General features: G+C 72.7%; 18 protein-coding genes. 9 read left to right on the top strand and 9 right to left on the bottom strand.

Going from position 1 to position 21,159, the window contains the following annotated elements; all coding sequences use genetic code 11:
• Positions 1 to 144 precede the first annotated feature (144 nt).
• The 6 genes from FFT09_RS00445 to FFT09_RS00420 all read left to right on the top strand — a co-directional run bounded on the left by FFT09_RS00445 (position 145) and on the right by FFT09_RS00420 (position 5,711).
• Complete coding sequence (locus FFT09_RS00445; RefSeq protein WP_081190287.1) at positions 145 to 1,767, top strand: ABC-F family ATP-binding cassette domain-containing protein; 1,623 nt, start codon at positions 145 to 147, stop codon at positions 1,765 to 1,767.
• 126 nt (positions 1,768 to 1,893) lie between these two features.
• Positions 1,894 to 2,370, top strand: a complete 477-nt coding sequence (locus FFT09_RS00440) for a hypothetical protein (protein ID WP_081190288.1) — start codon at positions 1,894 to 1,896, stop codon at positions 2,368 to 2,370.
• A complete protein-coding gene (locus tag FFT09_RS00435) occupies positions 2,370 to 3,926 on the top strand; it encodes a putative T7SS-secreted protein (RefSeq protein ID WP_138381466.1) in 1,557 nt (518 codons plus the stop codon). Before FFT09_RS00440 ends, FFT09_RS00435 begins: the two co-directional genes overlap by 1 nt.
• A 36-nt stretch (positions 3,927 to 3,962) precedes the next feature.
• Positions 3,963 to 4,478, top strand: a complete 516-nt coding sequence (locus tag FFT09_RS00430; protein ID WP_081190290.1) for a hypothetical protein — start codon at positions 3,963 to 3,965, stop codon at positions 4,476 to 4,478.
• Positions 4,475 to 4,978, top strand: a complete 504-nt coding sequence (locus FFT09_RS00425; protein ID WP_024873717.1) for a YbaB/EbfC family nucleoid-associated protein — start codon at positions 4,475 to 4,477, stop codon at positions 4,976 to 4,978. The genes FFT09_RS00430 and FFT09_RS00425 overlap by 4 nt, the downstream gene beginning before the upstream one ends.
• Positions 4,979 to 5,006: 28 nt before the next feature.
• The gene (locus tag FFT09_RS00420; protein WP_081190291.1) at positions 5,007 to 5,711 is read left to right on the top strand and encodes a hypothetical protein; all 705 of its coding nucleotides are present in this window, start codon (positions 5,007 to 5,009) and stop codon (positions 5,709 to 5,711) included.
• 31 nt (positions 5,712 to 5,742) lie between these two features.
• Here the strand turns inward: FFT09_RS00420 and mshC are convergent, their stop codons facing one another.
• Together mshC and FFT09_RS00410 are read right to left on the bottom strand one after the other, a co-directional pair.
• Positions 5,743 to 6,990: a cysteine--1-D-myo-inosityl 2-amino-2-deoxy-alpha-D-glucopyranoside ligase gene (mshC, locus tag FFT09_RS00415; protein WP_138381465.1), complete on the bottom strand. Its 1,248-nt coding sequence runs from the start codon at positions 6,988 to 6,990 to the stop codon at positions 5,743 to 5,745.
• A gap of 26 nt (positions 6,991 to 7,016) precedes the next feature.
• Positions 7,017 to 7,601, bottom strand: coding sequence for a TetR/AcrR family transcriptional regulator (locus FFT09_RS00410; RefSeq protein WP_024873714.1), 585 nt, complete (start codon positions 7,599 to 7,601; stop codon positions 7,017 to 7,019).
• A 61-nt stretch (positions 7,602 to 7,662) separates the two neighbouring features.
• Here FFT09_RS00410 and FFT09_RS00405 point away from each other — a divergent pair, with 61 nt between their 5' ends.
• On the top strand, positions 7,663 to 9,027 hold the full coding sequence (locus FFT09_RS00405) for a cytochrome P450 (protein WP_138381464.1): 1,365 nt from the start codon (positions 7,663 to 7,665) through the stop codon (positions 9,025 to 9,027).
• A gap of 134 nt (positions 9,028 to 9,161) precedes the next feature.
• On the opposite strand, the gene FFT09_RS00400 is transcribed toward FFT09_RS00405, so the two are convergent.
• Entirely contained in the window at positions 9,162 to 9,917 is a 756-nt protein-coding gene (locus FFT09_RS00400) for a DUF3800 domain-containing protein (RefSeq protein ID WP_208544318.1), read from the bottom strand.
• 252 nt (positions 9,918 to 10,169) lie between these two features.
• Here FFT09_RS00400 and FFT09_RS00395 point away from each other — a divergent pair, with 252 nt between their 5' ends.
• Complete coding sequence (locus FFT09_RS00395; RefSeq protein WP_138381463.1) at positions 10,170 to 11,363, top strand: S8 family serine peptidase; 1,194 nt, start codon at positions 10,170 to 10,172, stop codon at positions 11,361 to 11,363.
• Between the two features lie 7 nt (positions 11,364 to 11,370).
• On the opposite strand, the gene FFT09_RS00390 is transcribed toward FFT09_RS00395, so the two are convergent.
• The 3 genes from FFT09_RS00390 to FFT09_RS00380 form a co-directional block, all read right to left on the bottom strand.
• The gene (locus FFT09_RS00390; RefSeq protein WP_138381462.1) at positions 11,371 to 12,087 is read right to left on the bottom strand and encodes a Clp protease N-terminal domain-containing protein; all 717 of its coding nucleotides are present in this window, start codon (positions 12,085 to 12,087) and stop codon (positions 11,371 to 11,373) included.
• Between the two features lie 134 nt (positions 12,088 to 12,221).
• Entirely contained in the window at positions 12,222 to 14,180 is a 1,959-nt protein-coding gene (locus FFT09_RS00385; RefSeq protein ID WP_138381461.1) for a VWA domain-containing protein, read from the bottom strand.
• A gap of 16 nt (positions 14,181 to 14,196) precedes the next feature.
• Positions 14,197 to 15,624 carry a sigma 54-interacting transcriptional regulator gene (locus FFT09_RS00380; protein WP_138381460.1) on the bottom strand — a complete coding sequence of 476 codons (1,428 nt, stop codon included), beginning with the start codon at positions 15,622 to 15,624 and terminating at the stop codon, positions 14,197 to 14,199.
• 66 nt (positions 15,625 to 15,690) lie between these two features.
• Here FFT09_RS00380 and FFT09_RS00375 point away from each other — a divergent pair, with 66 nt between their 5' ends.
• A complete protein-coding gene (locus FFT09_RS00375) occupies positions 15,691 to 16,488 on the top strand; it encodes a hypothetical protein (RefSeq protein WP_138381459.1) in 798 nt (265 codons plus the stop codon).
• A 117-nt stretch (positions 16,489 to 16,605) separates the two neighbouring features.
• Here the strand turns inward: FFT09_RS00375 and FFT09_RS00370 are convergent, their stop codons facing one another.
• From FFT09_RS00370 to metK, 3 genes are read right to left on the bottom strand one after another with little or no spacing between them, the layout of a single operon-like run.
• The gene (locus FFT09_RS00370) at positions 16,606 to 18,681 is read right to left on the bottom strand and encodes a primosomal protein N' (protein ID WP_138381458.1); all 2,076 of its coding nucleotides are present in this window, start codon (positions 18,679 to 18,681) and stop codon (positions 16,606 to 16,608) included.
• A gap of 23 nt (positions 18,682 to 18,704) precedes the next feature.
• A complete protein-coding gene (locus FFT09_RS00365; RefSeq protein ID WP_081190301.1) occupies positions 18,705 to 19,853 on the bottom strand; it encodes an acyltransferase family protein in 1,149 nt (382 codons plus the stop codon).
• 47 nt (positions 19,854 to 19,900) lie between these two features.
• Positions 19,901 to 21,115, bottom strand: a complete 1,215-nt coding sequence (gene metK, locus FFT09_RS00360; protein ID WP_138381457.1) for a methionine adenosyltransferase — start codon at positions 21,113 to 21,115, stop codon at positions 19,901 to 19,903.
• Between the last annotated feature and the right edge of the window lie 44 nt (positions 21,116 to 21,159).

Here is a 21,159-nt window from a genome sequence, read left to right as displayed (position 1 = left end):
ACAATGCGGTGGCACGCGTCCGGCGCCCTCGCTAGACTGGTGTGCACCATGAAGAACTGACGCCAGTCCGCACCCGCGCCCGAGGTGGCTTCCGAGCCGATGCCCGGCGGGTGATCTCCCCGAACTCCGGGCCGGTGATCAGTTGTGTCTTCTTCCCTGTCACTGCACGTGCGTGACCTGGCTTTCTCCTACCGCGACAAGGTCGTGTTCGACGGCATCGATCTCACGCTCTCCGCCGGTCGCCGGGTCGGGCTCGTCGGCGAGAACGGCGCGGGCAAGTCCACGCTGCTGCGGCTGCTCGCGCGGGTGGAGGACCCTTCGGGCGGCCACGTGAGCGGCGGGGGTGATCTTGGTTACCTGCGCCAGGAACTGCCCTTCCCCGGCACCGCGACGCTGTCCGACGTCCTCGACGACGCGCTGGCCGAGACCCGCCGTGCCGCCGTCCGGCTCGACGAGCTCGGCGCGCTGCTCGCGGACCGGCCGGACGACGCCGCCCTGCTGGCGGAGTACGGGCATCTGCTGGAGTGGGCGCAGGCCCACGACCTGTGGGACGCCGACCGCCGCGCCAGCATCGTGTGCGCCGGGCTCGGGCTCGCCGGTATCGCACCCGGCCGCGCCCTCGACACGCTCTCCGGCGGACAGCGGTGCAGGCTGGCACTGGCGGCACTGCTGATCCGGGCGCCCGAGACGCTGCTGCTGGACGAGCCGACGAACCATCTCGACGATCCGGCACTGGACTTCGTGCAGGAGCGGCTGGCGCGGCACCCCGGGATCGTCGTGCTGTCCTCCCACGACCGCGAGTTCCTCGATGCCGTCTGCACCGACATCGTGGACCTCGATCCCGCGCTCGGTGGTCCCACCCGCTACGGCGGCGCGTACACCGAGTACCGGGCGGCCAAGCACGCCGAGCGCGCGCGGTGGGAGCAGCGCTGGTCGGAGGAACAGCAGGAGTTGCGCGAGCTGCGGCACTCGGTGACGGTGACGGCGCGGCAGGTGGCCCACGGCCGCCCGCCTCGCGACGGCGCCAAGCTGAACTACGACTTCAGCGGCGCCCGCGTGGAACGGCAGGTGTCGCGCAGGGTGCGGGCGGCCCGGCAGCGGCTGTCCGAACTCGAATCGGCCCAGGTACGCAAACCGCCGGAACCGTTGCGGTTCGCGGCCACGCTCACGGCGGCGGCCGACGCGCAGCGGCGGACGGCACTGTCGGCGCGTGACCTGGCGGTCGCGGGCAGGCTGGAGCCGGTGTCCGAGCTGGACGTCCACATCGGTGGTACCGGGCCGACGCGGCTGCTCGTGTCCGGCGGTAACGGGACGGGCAAGTCGACCCTGCTCGGGCTGCTCGCCGGCCACCTCGAACCGACCCACGGCACGCTCCGGCGGGCGCCGGAAGTGCGGGTCGGCCTGCTCGAGCAGGACGTCCGGTTCGCCGAGCCGAAGCGCACACCGCGGCAGCTCTACGACGCGGCCACCGCGGGGCGGGCGGTACCGTCGCTGCACACGCTGGGGCTGGTGGCGCCGGGCGACGAGCATCGTCCCGTGGCGGCGTTGTCGGTGGGGCAACGCCGGAGGCTGGCGCTCGCTCTGCTCGTCGCCGACCCGCCCGAGGTGCTCCTGCTCGACGAGCCGACCAACCACCTCTCCCCCGCGCTGGCCGACGAGCTGTCCGAGGCGCTCGACTCCGCACCGGGCGCGGTGGTGCTGGCCTCGCACGACCGGTGGTTACGGCGCCGCTGGGGGCACGCGGAGCTGCGGTTGTCCTCCGTGTGAGGCGGATCGACCGGTGTCCTTCGCAGATCGGCAAGATCCGGCGGAACCGTGGCCCTCGCCGTTGCGTCTGGCTGAGTAGTGGCGTAGTGGCGACCGCACGCGAAGACGAGTAAGGGGCATGGGGCAATGGCGGGATTCGATGCGGTTCCGGACGAGCTGCGGGAGACGGCGGGCAGGATCGGGGACGCCGTCGGCGGCGTCGCGGGCCTGATGTGGCAGGGACCGAGCGGCGACTACGGCCACTCCGGCGTCCAGGCCGCGTGGGGCGCCTTCATCGAACAGCTGCGGGCCCAGGTCGAGGCGCTGCGCGACAAGGCGGATGAGTTCGGCGGCGAACTCGGCCAGGCGGCGAACCGGTACCTGGACACCGAGGCCGAGACCAATTCGACACTGGCGGGGCTGGGTGGCCTGCTGGAGCAGCAGAGCGGCGCGCTCGGCGCCGCGGCGGGCGGCGTGGCCGGCGGGGCGCTGGGTGGCGGCATCGGCGCGGCTCTGGGCGGCGCCGCTGGCGGCGCGCTCGGCGGCTCGATCGGCAACGCGCTTGATACCGGCGCCCCGTCGTCCGCCCCTGGTGGCAGCGAGCACGGAGGAACCGAGAACTGATGGCTGAACTGGGGCAGACCAACGATCCGAGGGCTTTGGTACCGGGCGAACCGGAGGTGATCTCCGGCGATCTGCGGGTCCTCATCGACACGATCACCGCGACGGACGAGATCGGGGCCGGGCTCGGCAGGATCGACCCGGTGGGCTGGGCCGGTGCGGCGAGCAACGCGTTCCGCAGCGCGTTCGGCGAGGAACCGCCGAGGTGGGCGCGGGCGGTGGAGCTGGCGGGGCAGGGCGGGCAGCAGCTCAGCGACTTCGCCGACGTCCTGAACTGGGGGCAGGGCGAGGCACAACGCGCCATCGAGCTGTATCACCAGGCACAGGCCGCGAGCCGCGCCGCCGCCGCCGAGTACGACGCGGTCGCGATGCTCGCGCAGGCGGCGGGGCAGCTGCTCGCGCCGTTCACCGACCCCGGCCAGGGCGTCGCACAGGAGGCGCAGGCCGTCCTGGACGCCGCTCGGCAGGAGGTCGAGCGGGCCGGAGGCGCGGTGGCGATGGCGTTCGGCTTTCAGCCCGACGAGGAGGGCACGTTCAGCCGCCCCTTCGGGGAGTCGGAGTTCGGTGCCGACCAGCGGCAGACCCAGCGGCAGTGGGACCCGGCGACGGGCCAGTGGGTCGACGTGGACCCCGGCGGCTGGCAGGACACGCCGCTCGGCCGCAGCTACCAGCGCGAATGGGGCAGCCAGGCCGACGGGCTGATGCACGACAAGGTGCGGGACACGCTCGCGGACTTCGGCATCGAAATCCCGTTCGCCGAGACGCTCGGTCTGACGCCGGACAAGGGCGAGACCGGGACCGGCACGGAGTGGCTCGGCGGTTCGACCGACGGTGAGTTCTCGGCGGGCGACGTCTCCGGGCGGGGTGCCGCCGAAGGGTCGCTGCTCGGCGCCAACGCGGGCTCCCACTACGAGATCACGCCGGACGGCATCACCGCGGGCGCCAACGCGGAGGCGTACCTCGCGCGGGGCAGCGCCGAGGGCGAGCTCGACCTCGGGCACGGGGTCACCGCGAACGGCCGCGCCGAGGGCATGGTCGGCGCGTCAGCGGGCGCCGAAGGCAGTGTGGACGCGTTCGGTGCCCAGGGCAGCGCCGAGGCGTTCGTCGGGGCTCGGGGCGACATCTCCGGGGGGATGGAGTTCGGCGACCACGCCTCGGTGTCGGCGAACGGTGACGCGATGGCGGGGGCGGAAGCGGGCGTCGACGGCAGCATCGGCCCCACCGGGGGTCAGGTCAGCGGCGAGGCCTTCGCCGGTGGCCGGGCCGGGGGCGACGTCGGCGCGGAGGTCGCCGGGGTCGGCGCCGGTGTCAACGGCGAGGTCTGGGCCGGGGCCGGCATCGCGGGTGACGCCCAGTTCGGAATGGGCGACGACGGCAAGTTCCACGTCGGCGCCTCGGGTGGTGTCGCACTCGGCGTGGGTGGCAAGGTCGGCTTCGACGTGGCGGTCGACCCGGGCGGGGTCACCGACGCCGTGGGTGACGCCGCCTCGGCGGTCGGTGGCGCCGCGAGCGCGGTCGGTGGCGCGGCAAGCACCGTCGGCAACGTGCTCGGCTTCTGAACGCGGACCGACAGCGAGTGACGAGAGAGGCGAGACATGGCCACGACGATTCCCGTGCCGATCCAGTTCTCCCTGCCGGACGGGTGGAGATCCGTGGACCCGGACGAGCTCGGCACACCGGAGGCGGCGTTCGTCGCGCTGCGTCCCGGTTCGCGCGGTGAGGGCTTCACCCCGAACATCACCATCAGCGGCGATCTCCGGCCCAGCGACGTGCCACTGAGCACGATCGCGGAGGAGTCGGTCGAGCGGCTGCGGCGCGGGTCGACCGAGGTGAGCCTCGGCCGCACGACCGAGGGCGGCACAACCGAGAACCCCGTACGGACCCAGGCGGTGCGGGTGGAGGTCGAACTGGCCGGCCAGCGGCGCTACCTGGTGCAGTACCAGGTGTTCATGGCGTTCGCCAACGCGGCCGATCCGCGCACCCGTCCCGTACTGCGCGTCGTGCTCACCTCCACAATGGAGCAGTTCCCGGAGGTGGTCGACGACTTCCAGGCGTTCCTCGACACGATCACACCCGAGCAGGGCACACCGGAACCGGGAGAGCGGCGATGAGTGAGACGGCGAAGCGGCTGCTGCGCCGCGTCGAGCAGATCGACACCGCGGCCGGGGACAACCGCGCGCGGGCGGAGAGCTACCAGCGGATGACCGAGGAACTCGTCGCCGTCACGGGCACCGCGAGTTCGCCGGACGGTGTGGTGACCGTGGTCGCGGGACCGGACGGCGCCGTCAAGGAGATCACCTTCTCCGACCGGGTGCGCGAGGCCCAGCCCTCGGCGCTGTCGGCGACCGTGCTGCACACGATCGCGCAGGCCCGGGTCATCGCCGCCAGGGCACAGGCGGACGTGGTGCGACGGGGGCTCGGCGACACCGACCTGCTGGACAAGGTCCTGGCCGAGGAATCCCAGCTCTTCGGTGACCGGCCCCCAGCCGACCCCGGCCCCGCGCCGGTGTCCGCCCTGCCGTCGGGCGGTGAGCACGCCGCTCGCCCCGCCCGCCGCCCCGGACCCGCCGACGACGAGGGCTTCGGCGACTTCCGGATCATGCGCCGGTGACCGTGTTCCCGGACGGCGGAGGCGGACGATGAGTACCGCGATCGTGCTCACCATCGTGATCGGCGGCACCGTGCTGCTGCTGGGTGCGGTGCTGGCGTTCGTGCTGTGGATCAGACGCCGGGTGGCGCGCACGGCCCCCGCGACTCCGCTCGGCCTTGCCGGGGAGGCGGCCCGTCGTGGGTGGACGGTCGTGGAGCGGGACGATTCCCTGATCCCGCTCTACGACCGGCAGTACGACCGGCGCAGCCGGTGGGAGCCGCTGACCCACCCACCGCGGGCGACGGCGGCGCGTGACGTCATCACCGGAAGCCACCGGGGCCGCGAGTTCGTGGCCGCGACCTTCGACACCGTCCACCAGGGACGTCACCAGCCGGAGCGGGCGATCTGGGTCGCGGCCCCCGCCGCGCACCCGATGCTCGGTATCCGGCCGTCCGCCGCGGCGTCGAACGCGATCAACCGCGCGATCGGGCTCGGCGGGATACGGACCGGCAACCCGGAGTTCGACGCCCGGTTCGAGGTGCTCGCCGAGGACGAACGGTTCGCGGAAGCGGTGGTGACCCCGGCGCTGGTCGAGTTCCTGCTCCACGACAGCCGCCCGTGGCGCGCCGTGTCCCTGCGGGGCGAGTACCTGGACGTCGCCGACCCGGTGCGCGACCACCGCGACCCGGCCGAACTCGTGGCCGCACTGGACCTGCGCTGCGACATCCTGGACCGCATGCCCACCTGGGCGTGACCGACCCGAGCCCCGCCGAGCTCTACGGGCCCTACAGCACCACGCCCAGCAGCGAGTCGACGGCCGACCGCACGAGCGCGGGAGCGGACTCGCTGCCGGTGCCGCCGGTGCGGTGCCGCAACGCCTCGTCGACCCAGGCGTCCACGGCCATGAGGGCGCCGGGCGTGTCCAGATCGTCGGCCAGGTGCTCCCGCAGCCGGCCGACGGTGTCCTCGGCCTCGGGCCCGGTCGGCAGCGCCACGGCCTCGCGCCAGCGCTCCAGGCGCCGCTCGGCCCCGCTCAGCAGCTCGGTGGTCCACGCGCGGTCGGTCCGGTAGTGGCCCGAGAACAGGGCCAGCCGCACCGCCGAGGGGTCCACGCCGTCGGCGCGCAGCCGCGAGACGAACACCAGGTTCCCCTTGGACTTCGACATCTTCTCGCCGTCGAGCCCGATCATTCCCGCGTGGACGTAGTGCCGGGCGAACGGGTGCTCGCCCGCGAACGCCTCCGCGTGGGCGGCGCTGAACTCGTGGTGCGGGAAGGCGAGGTCCGAACCACCGCCCTGGACGTCGAAGCCCATGCCGAGCCGCTGACACGCGATGGCGCTGCACTCGATGTGCCAGCCGGGGCGTCCCGAACCCAGCGGTGACTCCCAGCATGGTTCCCCCGGGCGCGCCATGCGCCACAGCAGGGCGTCGAGCGGGTCGCGCTTGCCGGGCCGTTCCGGGTCGCCGCCGCGGTCGCCGAAGACCGCGTGCATGGCCGCTTCGTCGTAGTTCGACTCGTACCCGAAACGGCCCGTGTACGAGCGATCGAAGTACACGTCGGGGTACTCGGGGTCGTCGACGCGGTAGGCGGCGCCGCTCGCCAGCAGCTTCTCGATGACCTCGACGATCTCGGGCACCGATTCGACGGCGCCCACGAAGTCGCGGGGCGGCAGCACCCGCAACGCCTCCATGTCCTCGCGGAACAGGGCGGTCTCGCGCAGGCCCAGCACCACCCAGTCGTCGGAGTCGCGGGCCGCGCGCTCCAGCAGTGGTTCGTCGATGTCGGTGACGTTCTGGACGTAGTGCACCTCGTGCCCGGCATCGAGCCACAACCGGTACACCAGGTCGAAGGCGAGGTACGTGGCCGCGTGCCCGAGATGGGTCGCGTCGTACGGCGTGATCCCGCACACGTACATCCTGGCCACGCGACCCGGTGCCGTGGGCCGGAGCTGCGCGGTCGCCGTGTCGTACAGCCGCAGCGGAGGCGCGGTTCCGGGGACACGGGGCACGGCTACCGATGACCAAGTCTGCATGCCTCAACCCTATGCGCGATCGCGGTTCACCGTTCCGAGTGGTGGGACGGTCCCCACACGGCCGTGACCCCCGCACGGAGATCGTCTCCGGTGGGTGCGCCCTCAGGGTCGAGCACCCACTGCACCGCGAGCCCGTCACACACGGCGATGACGAAACTGGCGACCGCGCGGGCCTCGGGGTCACCGGGCTCCGTGCCGAGGGAGCGCGCGACGAGTTCGCTCACCCGTTCCCGGCAGCGGCGGTACTGGGCGGCGAACTGTTCCCGCAGCGCGGGCGTTCTCTCGGCCTGCGCGAGCGCTTCCAGGTACGAGACCACGAACTCGTGCTCGCCCGCGAGCCCGTCGAGCATCGCCGACCACGCCGAGTGACCACGCTCGGCCGGCGAGGCGGCCGGGTCGGCCATCGCGACCCGGACCAGCTGCTCGGTCCACTCGTCCACGGCCTCGCCGATGGCCTCGTTGAGCAGCCCGGCCTTCGATCCGAAGTGGTAGCCGATGGAGGCCAGATTCGTCCCCGACTCCGCCACGAGGTCCCGAGCCGTGATGTGCGCGTACCCCTTGGTCCGCAGCAGGTGCCGCGCGGCCGCGAGCAGATCTTCCCGATGGCCCACACCGGTGAGGGTACGGCACCACCCTGGACAGCCGATTTATACGCGCGTATAAAACGTGGTCATGGCGACCGAGATCACCGCACCGGCCGTACGGATCGACGACGTCACCGCGACCGGACTTCCGCCGGGGCCGCGCCTGCCGATGCTCGCGCAGACGGTGCTCTACGGGTTGTTCCGCCAGCACTGGCTGCCGCGGCTGCGCCGCCGCCACGGCGACGTCGTCCGGCTGCGCGTCTACCCCGAACGCGCGATCGTGGCGCTCGCCGACACCGACCACATCCGCGCGGTGTTCGCCGGTCCCGCCTCGGTGTTCCACGCGGGTGAGGGCAACGTCATCCTCAAACCCGCGATGGGCTCGCACTCGGTCCTGCTCACCGACGAGGACGTCCACCTGCGGGCCCGCAAACTGCTGATGCCCGCCTTCAACGGCGCCTCGCTGCGCGGCTACCGCGACATGATCACGGAACTGGCGGAGGCCGAGGTCGAGCGCTGGCCCGCCCGGCGGCCGTTCTCCGCCCACCGGCGGATGCAGACGCTGACACTGGAGGTCATCCTCCGCGTGGTGTTCGGCGTCGCCGAGGGACCACGGCTCGACGAACTGCGGCACCTGCTGCGCCGGGTGGTCGACGTCGGCCCGGTCGAGCTGATCGGCTGGTACAACCCCAAACTCCAGGGCGTCGGGCCGTGGCGGCGCTACACGCTCGCGCAGCGCCGCGTCGACCAGCTCCTGTACGCCGAGATCGCCGACCGCCGCCGTGCGAGCGACCTCGACCAGCGCCACGACGTGCTGTCGCGGCTGCTCACCACGACCGACCCGGACGGCGGCGACGCGGCGCTCACCGATGCCGAACTGCGCGACCAGCTCGTGACGCTGCTGCTCGCGGGCCACGAGACGACCGCCACCGGGCTCGCCTGGGCGCTGCACGACCTCGCCAGGGACCCCGCGCGGCTCGACCGCGCCACCCGCGCGGCCGACGAGAACGACGAGAAGTACCTCGAAGCGGTGACCAAGGAGGCCCTGCGCCTGCACCCCGTGATCTCGGAGGTGGCGCGCCGGCTGACCACGGACATCCAGATCGGCGAGTTCCGCATCCCGGCGGGACACACGCTGATGCCCTCGATCGCGATGGTCCACGGCGATCCCGCACACCACCCCGACCCCCGGAGCTTCGCGCCCGAACGCTTTCTGGACTCCGGCCCCGCGAGCTCGACGTGGTTCCCGTTCGGCGGCGGGGTGCGGCGCTGCCTCGGCGCGGGCTTCTCGCTGCTGGAGTCGGTCATCATGCTGCGTGCGATCCTGACCCGCCAGCACGTCGCCGCCGACCGGCCACGGCGGGAGCGGACGAAGCCACGCAACATCACGACCGTGCCCGCCAGGGGCGCACGGATCGTGACCACCCCGCGCACCCCGGCGCCGCAGCGCTGATCGCCGGGCTGAGCCGATGTCCAGACGCGGACACGGTGAATCCTGTGGAGGCGAGGATCGTCGTCAGGTATGCTGGCCGCAGGAGGAAACTCCTGTGAGCCTTAGACCCCGCCTCGTGCGGGGTCTTCGTGCGTCTAGGGTCGGTCGGATGGTGTCCAGACGTGGACGCGGTGAATCCTGTCGGCCAAACGTTCCCACAGTCGCGTGTTCGCACGGATAGCTCGTGGGTCGCCGTCAGTCTTGGTCGAGATACGGTGACACAAGAAGGCGACGAGATCGCTGGCCTGCACCAGGCGGCTGGAAGCCGACGGAGCGAAGTGCAGTGTATCGACGACCCGTGAGATGACCCGTGGGCGCCACCCACCGGTACCGTACTGTCGAAAGCCGGTGAGGTCGGCACGGTATTCACTCTGCTGGGAGTTCTGGCCGGGCTCGTCCGCGATGACCAATGCGTACTCGTCTCGATCGCCCGCGTACTCGTCGATCTCTTCCAAGATCCAGCGCATCAGTAGCGCGTGCGGATGCTGCGTGCGGAGTCTCTCGACTGGGTGAATCCCGCGCACCACGACCGCGACCTCGTGTTCGGCCAGCACCCGCAGCGCCTGGTCATAGACCTGGATGCGGGCGCGCGGCATCTTCCGCAGTGGCTCCCAGTCGTTTTTACCTTGGAAGATATCGTAGCCGTGCAGTTCAGCAGCCGTACTGATCGCCGGATACGTGACTGTGGCCCGCCGCACCACCCTGTCGAGCGCGACGCCCAGCGACAGCGCCTGCCTGTCGGGACACAACAGCGCCGCGATGTAGTAGTGGTCGCGACTGAAGCTTTCGTCCACATAGCACAGCAGCACGCTGAACCGCCCCCATCCTCCAGTTTCGTCACGCGGACTCATCACAACGGAGGATGCGCCCACGATATCTCGACGTCGCGACATTATTATGCCGTGTTACTGCACGTGCATCGGCACGTGCAGCGAGATAACGATGGATGCCCTGGGCCGGACCGACGACCCGCCACAATTCACGCAGATTACCCTCAGTCACCAGTCAACCATCACAGGGTAACGACAACGTGACCTTTCTCACCTAGGCTGGAGCAGTCCCGTCCGGCCGGGCGAGGCACCGAGCGAGCCGGGAGGTGCGTCATGACCAGGAGCGACGGCAGCCGCGAGGCAGGCGAGGAGACCGGCCGCTACCTGGTGCTCCTGCGGGAGGACGCCACCGCGTCGGCGATGCGGACGATGACCCGGGTGGCCGGGCTGAACGCGGCCAGCACGGCCGACGTCTCCATCGCGGACGCGCCCGACGCCTTCCGGGTCGCCGACGGGCTGCTCCTGCACGACCTCGGCGTCGCGGTGGTCACGGCCGCCCCGGACCAGGCCGACGCCCTCGTCGCGGCCAGCGCCGAACGCGGCCCGCTGGCCAGGATCGAACCCGAACGGGTCGTTCGCGCCTACACCGCTCCCACCGCGGACCGGAGGCCGGCCGACGCGGAGTCGCTCACGTGGGGACTGCGGGCGCTGGGGGTCGACGACAACACCGTGACGGGCGCCGGCATCAGGGTGGCCGTCCTCGACACCGGGTTCGCCACCGACCACCCCGACTTCACCGACCGCGACGTCGAGGCCCGTTCGTTCGTCTCGGGCGAGGACGCGGTCGACGGGCACGGCCACGGAACCCACTGCATCGGGACGGCGTGCGGTCCGCGTGAGCCCGGCCAGGGGCCCGGCTACGGTGTGGCGCCCGGGGCCGAGATCTACGCGGGCAAGGTGCTCGGCAACGCGGGTACCGGCACCGACGGCGACATCCTGTCGGGCATCCAGTGGGCGGTCAGCAACGGGTGCGCCGTCGTGTCACTGTCGCTGGGCGCCCCGACCCGGCCGGGCGATCCGCACTCCGAGACCTTCGAGACCATCGCCCGGCGGGCCCTGCGGCGGGGCACTCTCATCGTGGCGGCCGCGGGCAACGAGAGCGACCGCGCCGCCGGGGTGATCGCCCCGGTCAGCCACCCCGCCAACTGTCCGTCGATCCTCTCCGTCGGCGCCGTCGACGCCGAGGGAGCGATCGCCGACTTCTCCTGCGGCACGGTCGATCCGGAGCGCGCCGTGGACGTCGTCGGACCCGGTGTGGACGTGTACTCCGCCTGGCCCCTGCCCGATCGCTACCACACCATCAGCGGCACCAGCATGGCCACGCCGCATGTCGCGGGCGTGGCCGCGCTGGTCGCCGAACGGCACGGAGCACGGGCGTGGGAGCTGTGGGCCCGCCTCGGCCAGACCGCACGGCGCCTGCCGCTGCCCTCCACCGACGTGGGCTCAGGACTCGTGCAGGCGCCGTAGCCGACCCTCAGTCCTGTGGGGCCGCCGCCGCGACGGCGGCCGAGATCACGCGTTCGGCCTCGGCCCGGTCCAAACCGAGCGCAGCCAGCACGCCGTGGCCATCCTCGTGTTCGAACAGGGCCAGCAGGATGTGCTCGGTCCCCACATACTCGTGCCCCAACCGCAATGCCTGCCGGAAGGTCAGCTCCAGCACCTTGCGCGCCTGCTGGTCGTACGGGATGAGGTCGCCGACCTCACCCGAAGCCGCGGGCAGCGTCGCGGTGACGCGATCGCGCACGGCCTCCAGGCTCACGCCTTGCGCGGTGACGGCCCTGGCTGCCAGTGCCTCGGGTTCGCTGAGCAAACCGAGCGCCAGATGTTCAGGTGTGATCGTACGGTTTCCCGCCGCGCGGGCCTCCTCCTGCGCCGCCATCACCGTGTTCCTCGCCCGCCGCGTGAACCGGTGAAACCCCTGGGAGGCATCCAGCGGTACCGGTTCCTCCTTGGTGACGAACCGCTTCTGCGCGGCCTGCTTGCTGACGCCCATGCTCCGTCCGATGTCGGTCCAGGACGCGCCCGACCGCCGGGCCTGGTCCACGAAGTGGCCGATCAGGTGGTCGGCCACCTCCCCGAGGTGCTCCGCCGCCAGCACGGCGTCGGAGAGCTGTTCCAGAGCATTCTCGCGGGAGTTCCTGATCGCGTTGATGAGATCGTCGAGCCGGATGTTCGGTCCCGTGTTCGCCATGCGTCAACCATAAGTTGACGCCAGCTTCGCGTCAACCCAAGGTTGACACTTTCAGTCGTGTCCGCAGCTCCCGTAGCCGTGTCCGCAGCCTGCGTAGCCGTGTCCGCAGCTCGCGTAGCCGGCGTGGCCCCGGCTCAGCGACGGCGGCGGTGCCGGAGGTAGTCACCCACCACGGCGGCACCGAGCCCGTCGAGCTCGGGGGCCACGACCCGGCCTCCGCCCCGGCGCGCGAGCAGGTCCACGAACGACGCCAGGCTCGGGTCGTCGCCGAGCCGGAACACCGTGAGCGCGGCGCCGATCCTGGCGAGACGGTCCACTGCGGACAACGTCGTGCCGAGCGTGCGCGGGCTCGGCGGGTAGTCGAACTCGGCGACACCGTCGGACTCCAGATGAGCCGTCGGCTCACCGTCGGTGACCAGCAGCACCACCGGCTGCGCGTCCGGGTGCCGCCGCAGATGCCGCTCCGCGAGCAGCAGCGCGTGGTGGGCGTTGGTGCCCTGCTCCCAGGTGCCCTCCATGCCGATGAGCTCTCCCAGCTCGACGGGTCGGGCGTAGCGGCCGAAGGTCACCAGGTGCAGCGCGTCGCCCCGGAACCGGGTCGAGACCAGCTGGTGCAGCGCGAGCGCGGTGCGTTTCATGGGCAGCCATCGCCCTTCGGCGACCATCGACCACGACGTGTCCACGCACAGGGCGACCGCGGCCCGCGCGCGGTGCTCGGTCTCGGCGACCGCCACGTCGGTGACGTCGAGGCGCACCCCGCCACCGCCCCGGGCGGCCGTGCGGAGCACGGCGTTGCGCACGGTCTGCGAGACCGCCCACGGTTCGGTGTCACCGAAGTGCCAGGCACGGGTGGACCCGGTGGGCTCACCGGCGGCACCCGCCGACGTCGTGTCCCGACGTCCGGTGCGGCCGCGCAGCGACCGCAGCACGTCCGCGAGTGCCGTCTCCCCCAGCCTGCGCAACGCCGTGGGCGTGAGCCGCAGCGATCCGTCCGGGCCTCGTTCCACCAGGCCCCGTCCCCGCAACTCGCGCTCCAGTTCGGACAGTCGCCGCGCCGCGACGGCGGCGTCGGGCCCGAGCTGACGTTCCAGCGCGCCGAGGTCGATGTCCTCCAGGCGCGCACCGGGGTAGGACTGGGACAGCTGTTCGGCCAGTTCGTCGAGCTCCGACAACTGCGTCATCGCGCGCACCCCGTCGGCCAGGCCCAGGGGATCGTCGCCCCGGAACCGCGCCGAGGAGGTCCAGTCCTGTCCGGGCCGCAGGGCCCGCAACCGGTCGTCCAGCTCCCCGAGCCGCTGGGCGAGCCGGGGGTCCCCGAAGGCCTGACCCGACAACTCGGCGAGTTCCCGCCGCTGCTCCGGCGTCATCGAGTTCAGCATCCGCTGCGCGGCGGCGGCGCGGGCGGCCAAAACGTCGATCAGTTCGTCGATCGTCCTCGGCCGTTCGGGGAAGAACTCACCATGGCGGCGCAGGAACTCGGCGAGGCGCCGGTCGATGTCGCCGAATCCCTGGGCGTGGGCGGCGAGCAGCGCATTGAGATCGGCCAGCATGCGTTCGACCCGCTCGGCGTCCGCGCGCGAGGTGGACCGCAGCGCCTCCTTCATGCCCTCGAACCGCGACTGGAGCAGTTGCCGCCCCAGCAGTTCCCGGATGCGCTCGTAGTTCTCGCGACCCGTGTCGGTGGTCCAATCGTAGTCGGCGAGCTCGCTCACCGCCGAGGCCGTTCCCGACGGCAGGGCGTCCAGCACGGCCTCGCGGAACCGGGCGTCCTCCGACGGGTCGGCGAACGCGGCGCGCCGCTCGGCGGCGACCGCCTCGTCGAGCAGCCTGCGCACCTCCTGGAGTGTCCCGTCGAGCCGGTGCCTGCGCTGGATCTCCGCCCGCCGCTGCCACAGCCTGCGGGTCAGCTCGTCCAGCCCCGGTGCCGAACGGGTTCCGCGCCGCAGCAGCTCGTCGAGCGCCGAACGCGGTGATGCGCCGGACATGACGTCCCTGCCGAGCTCGTCGACGGCCTCGCGCAGGTCGGTCGGCGGAGCGAGCGGGTCGGGACCTCCGTGGTAGGGGCCGTAGGAGTAGGAACCGGGCAGGCTCATGGGCGCCCTCGCTTTCTCACGGGCCGTAGACGGTGGTGGTGCCGTCGGCGTCCTTGGCGAGGCGCCGCGCGAGATACAGGGACTCCAGGGCCAGTTCGACGACGGCCGCGATGCGCGGCGGCGGCTCGTCGGCCGCGACACCCGCGCGCTGAGCGAGCTCGTGCAGCACGGGCAGCTCCGGCAGTGCCGACAGCAACTCCGTGCCCGGCACCCGTTCGCCCGTCGCCACCAGTGCCCCGTCGGCCACCGTGTCGCCGAGGGGTCGCAGGTCGATCCCGGCGAACAGTTCGGTCGCGGCCTCGGCGACCGAACGGCGCAGCAGGTGGGTCAGGTGCTCGGTCTCACGCCCCTCCTCCCCCGGTTCGAACTCGACCTTGCCGCGCAACACCCCGGGCACGGCGTCGAGGTCCACCGGGCGTGCCACGGCAGGCCGTTCCCCGGTGAGGGCGGAACGCCGCAGAGCCGCGGCGGCGACGGTCTCGGCGGCGGCGACGGCGAACCGCGCCGACACCCCCGAGCGCTGGTCGACCACCGCCGACTCCCGCAGGTGCCGCACGAAACGGGCGAGCACGGACAGCAGCGGCTCGCCCACCTCGGCCACGAGCCGGGCCTCCTGCCGGACGACGTCGACCTCGGCGGCCACGTCGAGCGGATAGTGCGTGCGGACCTCGGCGCCGAACCGGTCCTTGAGCGGTGTGATGATGCGTCCCCGGTTCGTGTAGTCCTCGGGGTTGGCGGTGGCGACGAGCAGCACGTCCAGCGGCAGGCGCAGCGTGTAGCCGCGGATCTGGATGTCGCGCTCCTCCATGACGTTGAGCAGCGCCACCTGAATCCGCTCGGCGAGGTCGGGCAGCTCGTTGACGGCCACGATGCCGCGATGGGACCGGGGAACCAACCCGTAGTGGATCGTCTCCGGATCGCCGAGGCTGCGGCCCTCCGCGACCTTCACGGGATCGACGTCGCCGATCAGATCACCCACGGAGGTGTCCGGTGTGGCGAGCTTCTCGGCGTAGCGTGCGGAGCGATGCAGCCAGGCGACCGGCAACTCGGCACCGAGTTCGGCGGCCCGCCTGCGGGACTCCGGCGTGATCGGCGCCAGGGGATGCTCGGCCAGGTCGGCGCCCTCGATCACCGGCGTCCACTCGTCGAGCAACCCGGCCAGTGTCCGCAGCACGCGGGTCTTGCCCTGCCCGCGTTCGCCGAGCAGCACGACGTCGTGCCCGGCGAGCAGCGCGCGCTCCAGTTGCGGCAGCACGGTGCGCTCGAAGCCCACGATGCCGGGCCACGGATCCCGCCCGGCGCGCAACGCGGCGAGAAGGTTGTCGTGGATCTCGGCGCGCACACCACGCGGCCGGTGTCCCGCCGCGCGCAGTTCCCCCGCGGTGCGGGGCAGGTCAGCCGGAGGCGCGGGGGGAGGCGAGAACGGAGCCGTCGGAAGGGTCACAGCCACGACGCTACTGCGGGTTTCGCCGTGCGTCGAAGCGGACGTCGCAGGGTAGGCTCGACTCCCGTGTGCTGTCCCAGTGCGACTTTCGCCGTGTGGTCCTCGGCCTGGCTGTCCGGGGCCGCCGCCTCCGACGACGTGCTCGACGCCCTCGACGTGTGGGGCGAGGCCCACGAGGTGGTGGCCTCCGGCGACGCTACCGCCACGCTGTTCGACCTGCCGGTGACCGGTGCGGTCCCGGCCTCGCCCGCGCGCCTGCTGGCGGCCCTGCGGGCACTCGGAGCGGCCGGGGGCAGGCTCGCGCTGCCCGTCGCGGGCGACGTGCGGGGCCTCGGCGGCGGCGGGCCGCTGACCGAGGCGGCGTTGCGCGCCGGGGAGGCGTTGCTGCTTCCCGACCTCCGCGCCGGTGTGGTTCCGCAGCCGATCGCCGAGGGGCTGGTGCGCTGGACCGTGTTCGCCACCGCGGGTCCGGGCCCGGCACCCGAGTACGTTTCGCTCGGTGAGGCCGAGCACGGCCTCACCGACGCGGTGCGCGACAGCGCGGGCGCGTTGGCGGAACTCGACGTGGCCCGCGACCGCCCCGGCGTGCGCGGGGAGCTGTCGGCGGCCCTGCGCTCCAGCCCGGCACCCACGTGGCCACCGGGGATGCCGGGCCGCGCGTTGCGGGTGTTGCAGCGTGCCGAGGAGGTCGGCGCCATCCTGCACCTCGCCAGGGCGGACGAGCCGGGCGGCGCCATGTCGGCCTCGGCGGCCACTCGCCGCGCCGACGCGCTGCGCCCGCTCGACAACGCCGTCCGGCGCGCCCGGTGCGCGGCCGTCGACGAGGCCGTGCGCGTGTTCGCGCGGACCTCGGAACCGTCCTGATCCCGGCGAGGTCAGCTGCGTCGCTGCCGCGACGCCTATCGTGGTCGCTCGTCCAGGAGAGTCGCGCACGAGCTGGTCTTCTCGAGATAGCTGCTCAGGTCATCTGAGATCGGTCCGTCACACCAGCGCGGGCGGGTCGAGCTGGAGGCGCACGGGATCGGCGGCCTTGCGCGCGTCGCGGGTCGCCCTGACGGCGCGCACGGCGTCCGCCAGCGCTCTGCCGTCGGCGCGGGGCACCCGCAGCAGTGCGCGTTCACGCTCGGCGCGGCCCTGCTCGTCCATCGCACCGAGTGGTACCGGGCCCAGGATCTCCGCCGAGTCCGGCAGCACGATCTCGTCGAGCAGCGCGGCCACCGCGTCGGGAGTCCCTTCGGCACTCGCCATGCGCACGTGGGGCGGGAACCCGAGTTCGCCGCGCTCCGCGAGTTCCCGCGCCGCGTGCCACTCCGGGTCCCACCGCACGAGCGCCTGCACGGCGGGGATTCCCGCTTCCGCCCCGACGACGACCCTGCCGCCGTCGCGGGCGGGCCGGACGAGGGTCGCCGCCGCCATCCACCGGCGCAGGGTCTCCTCGGCGGCGCGCAGGTCCTGCCTGCCCAGCAGTGCCCAGCCGTCGAGCAGCAACGCCGCGCCGTAGCCGTCCTCGGCCACCGGTTCCGCACCGGGCGTGGCCACGACGAGCGCGGGCGCGGCGGGGACGCCGGAGAGCACGTCGCCGCCGCCCGAGGTGCGCACGGTCGTTCCGGGAAACGCCCGGCCCAGTTCCTCGGCCGTCCTGGCCGCTCCGACCACCACCGCCCGCAACCGGCTCGCGGCACAGGCGGGGCAGCGGTAGGCGGCGTCGGCCACGCCGCACCAGCGGCAGCGCGGCACCCCCGCCTCGCCGCCTCCGGGCAGCAGCAGCGGGCCCGCACAGCGGCGGCAGCGGGCGGGTGTGCGGCACCGCGCGCACGCCAGCCCCGGGACGTAGCCGCGCCGGGGCACCTGCACGAGCACCGGCGCCCCCGCCCGCAGACTCGCCCGCGCCGCCTCGAACGCGACGGCGGGCAGCCGGGCCGCCCTGGCGGCCTCGTCGCGGGCGACGTCGAAGTCCTCCCCGGTGGGTGTGACGCGCGGGGCCCGCGCGCGCAGGTCGTCCCGGCCCGCCGTCACCGGATGCGCCCAGCCGGTGTCCACCAGCAACTGGGCCTCCGCGGTGCGCGAGTGACCCGCGACGAGCAGCGACGCGGAATCCAGGTGCGCCCGCAGCATCAGCACATCCCGCACCTGCGGATACGGCGCGTGGGGATCGATGTGCAGGTCGTCGCCGTCGTCCCACACCACGTACAGGGCGGGGTCGGCGACCGGGGCGAACATCGCCGCGCGGGTTCCCACCACGATCCGCACCGCGCCGCGCGACACCGCGAGCCAGCGCCGGTACCGCTCGGCGGGCCCGAGGTCGGCCGACAACGCGACGACGGCGTCACCGCCCGCCAGCTCCGCGCACGCCTCGTGCAGGCGCGTCACGTCGCGGTGGTCCGGCACCACCAGCACGGCGCCGCGACCCCGCGCCGCCACCGTGGTCGCGAGTTCGGCGAGCCTGCGCGGCCAGTCCTCCCCTGGCAACGCCTGCCACACCGCGTGCGCGGCCCGGCCGGCCCGCACCGCGTCGGCGAAGGCCGGGCCCCTCGGATAACGGGACCAGCCGGCCCCGGACGGTTCGGCGGGCGCCGCGGCGGGGGTTCGCGGTGGCTGCGCCTCGGCCCGCGCGTGGCGCGGCGGGATCGCGAGGCGCAGCACATCGACGAGAGTCCCGCCATAGCGCCGGGCGACGGCCCGGCACAGGCGCAGCGACCCGGGCGGAAGCACCCGCTCCGGGGAGACGACGCGTTCCAGGTACGCGAGCCTGCCGGTGTGGTCCGTGGTGGCGCCCCGCTCCAGCAGGTAGCCGTCCACGAGCTGGCCCGCGAACCGCACCCGCACCCGGCAGCCCGGCACCGCGTCGGCGTCCTGCTCGCGGGCCACGCGGTAGTCGAAGGTGCGGTCGAGGTGTGCCAGTGCAACGTCCACGGCCACCCGCGCGATCGGATCGGACTCGGCGGGCTGCCGCCGTCCCTTCGCGGTGCGGCGCCGGGACGCCGGAGCACGCCGGGCCGGTTCCTCCGGCGAGGGAGACGGCAGCTCCCACAGGGGATCGGTGTCCGAGCGGCTCACGATCCCTCTCTACCAGACCGCTCTCACACGGACGGCCGGGCGGGACGTACGGGCGGGACCGGCTTGTCCTTCGGAGTCAGCAGCCGGTTGATCACGTTGAACACGGGCCGTTCCACCAGCTTGGTCAACGCCCAGCCCAGCAGGATCGCCGAGGCGAACCACGCCGGAATCCAGCCCCACCACGGCACACCCGCATCGGCGAGGTGCCGCGCGACGATGGTGCCCATCACGAAGTGCATGAGGTAGACGCCGTAGGAGATCCCGGCGAGCCAGCGGATCGGGCGTTCCAGGACGACGAACACCTTGCCGTCCCACGCGGGCTGGTAGGCGGCCACACAGATCAGCACCAGGGACACGGCATAGGGCAGCACGGCGTCGTTGTCCGGCGGGTGCATGTCGTGGGCGAGCAGCACCGCGAGGAGCATCAGGTAGAGCTGGGTGAACGACTGCCGGTTCTTCGACCAGCGGTAGATCGCCACCCCGGCCAGCAGCAGGTGAGCACGGTTGAGGCCGGTGCCGTCCATGATGGTGCTGACCCAGAACGGAGTGACGTCGCCGGGGCCCATGAAGAAGTACCGCAGCGCCAGCGGCACGAGCAGCGCCGCCCACATCACCGCGGTCGCGACATTCCCGCGCACCCGCTTGTTCGCCGCCAGCAGCGCGATCGCCGTGAAACCGGCGACCTGCACGGGCACCGTCCAGTGCGCGAGATCGATGTAGGAGATCTCGGGAACGGCGAGGTGGATCAGCGCCAGGTTGCCCAGCAGGTCGGTGTAGGTGTGCCGGGGCAGCCCCTCGGGGGCGAACAGCTGGGTCGACACGAAGATCACGATCACCGCGACCCAGAAGGCGGGCAGCAGGCGGGCGAGCCTGCGCAGCCACCAGCGCAGCGACGAGTGCTTCCCGATCGTCATCGCGGCGAAGTAGCCCGAGACCGTGATGAGCACCGACGCACCGAACGGGAAGTCCATGCGCAGCGGTTCCGGAGGCAGCTCCAACCCCGGCAGGTTCAGCGGTGCCAGCAGGGAGGCGTGGAAGAGCAGCACGGCGAGGATGCCGACGACCCGCACCGCGTCCCAGCTGATGTAGCGCGGCTTGCGTGGTGCCTGTGTCTGCCCGGTGGTGGCCGGGGTCACCGCCGGGTCCGCCACGGCTTCCTGCGCCTGCGCCATGAGTCCGGAAGTCTAAGCCACCACGGCGTCCTCACCGCCGTCGGGTGTCACGCACCGGTGGCGCTGCGCAGGGCCTCGACGCGGTCGGTGCGTTCCCAGGGCAGGTCCAGGTCCGTGCGGCCGAAGTGGCCGTAAGCCGCCGTGGGCGCGTAGATCGGGCGCAGCAGGTCGAGATCGCGGATGAGCGCGGCGGGGCGCAGGTCGAACACCTCGCTGATCGCGGCCTGGATCCTGGCGGGGTCCACCTTCTCGGTGCCGAACGTCTCGACGAACAGCCCCACCGGCGCGGCCTTGCCGATCGCGTACGCGACCTGGATCTCCACCCGGCGCGCGAGCCCGGCCGCGACGACGTTCTTGGCGACCCAGCGCATCGCGTAGGTCGCCGAGCGGTCGACCTTCGACGGGTCCTTGCCCGAGAACGCGCCACCACCGTGCCGCGCCATCCCGCCGTAGGTGTCGACGATGATCTTGCGACCGGTCAGGCCCGCGTCACCCATCGGGCCACCGACCACGAACCGGCCCGTCGGGTTCACGAGCAGCCGCGCGTCCTCCTGCTCCCAGTCCAGCTCGCGCAGCACCGGGGCGAGCACGTGCTCGGCGACGTCCGCTGCCAGCAGCGCGCGCAGGTCGATGCCCTCGGCGTGCTGACTGGAGATCACGACAGTGTCCAGCCGGACCGGCTCGTCGCCGTCGTACTCGATGGTGACCTGCGTCTTGCCGTCCGGGCGCAGGTAGGGCACCGTGCCGTTCCGGCGCACCTCGGCGAGCCTGCGCGCGAGCCGGTGGGCCAGCGCGATCGGCAGCGGCATCAGCTCGGGCGTGTCCGAGCACGCGTAGCCGAACATCAGACCCTGGTCACCCGCGCCCTGCTTGTCCAGCTCGTCGACCGCAGCCACGCTGTCCGACCGCAGCCGCGCCTCGTAGGCCGCCTCGACGCCCTGGGCGATGTCGGGCGACTGGGAGCCGATCGCCACGTTCACCCCACACGACGCGCCGTCGAAGCCCTTCGCCGACGAGTCGTAACCGATCTCCAGAATCCGGCGGCGCACCAGCGTCGGAATGTCCGCGTACGCCTCGGTGGTCACCTCGCCGGCGACGTGGACCTGCCCCGTGGTGATCAGAGCCTCGACAGCCACCCGGCTGCCCGGGTCCTTACTGAGCAGCGCGTCCAGGATCGTGTCACTGATCGAGTCGCAGACCTTGTCCGGATGCCCCTCGGTCACCGACTCCGACGTGAACAACCTGCGTCTCGACGCGTTCACCGCATCCCTCGTCGTGCCGTGCCGTGAGTGCTGACGTGACCAGC

The sequence above is a fragment of the Saccharomonospora piscinae genome (assembly GCF_005862235.1).
In the GTDB taxonomy this organism is placed as follows: domain Bacteria; phylum Actinomycetota; class Actinomycetes; order Mycobacteriales; family Pseudonocardiaceae; genus Saccharomonospora; species Saccharomonospora piscinae.
The sequence above is the reverse complement of the archived record's forward strand: the minus strand, read 5'-3'. Positions and strand labels throughout refer to the sequence as shown.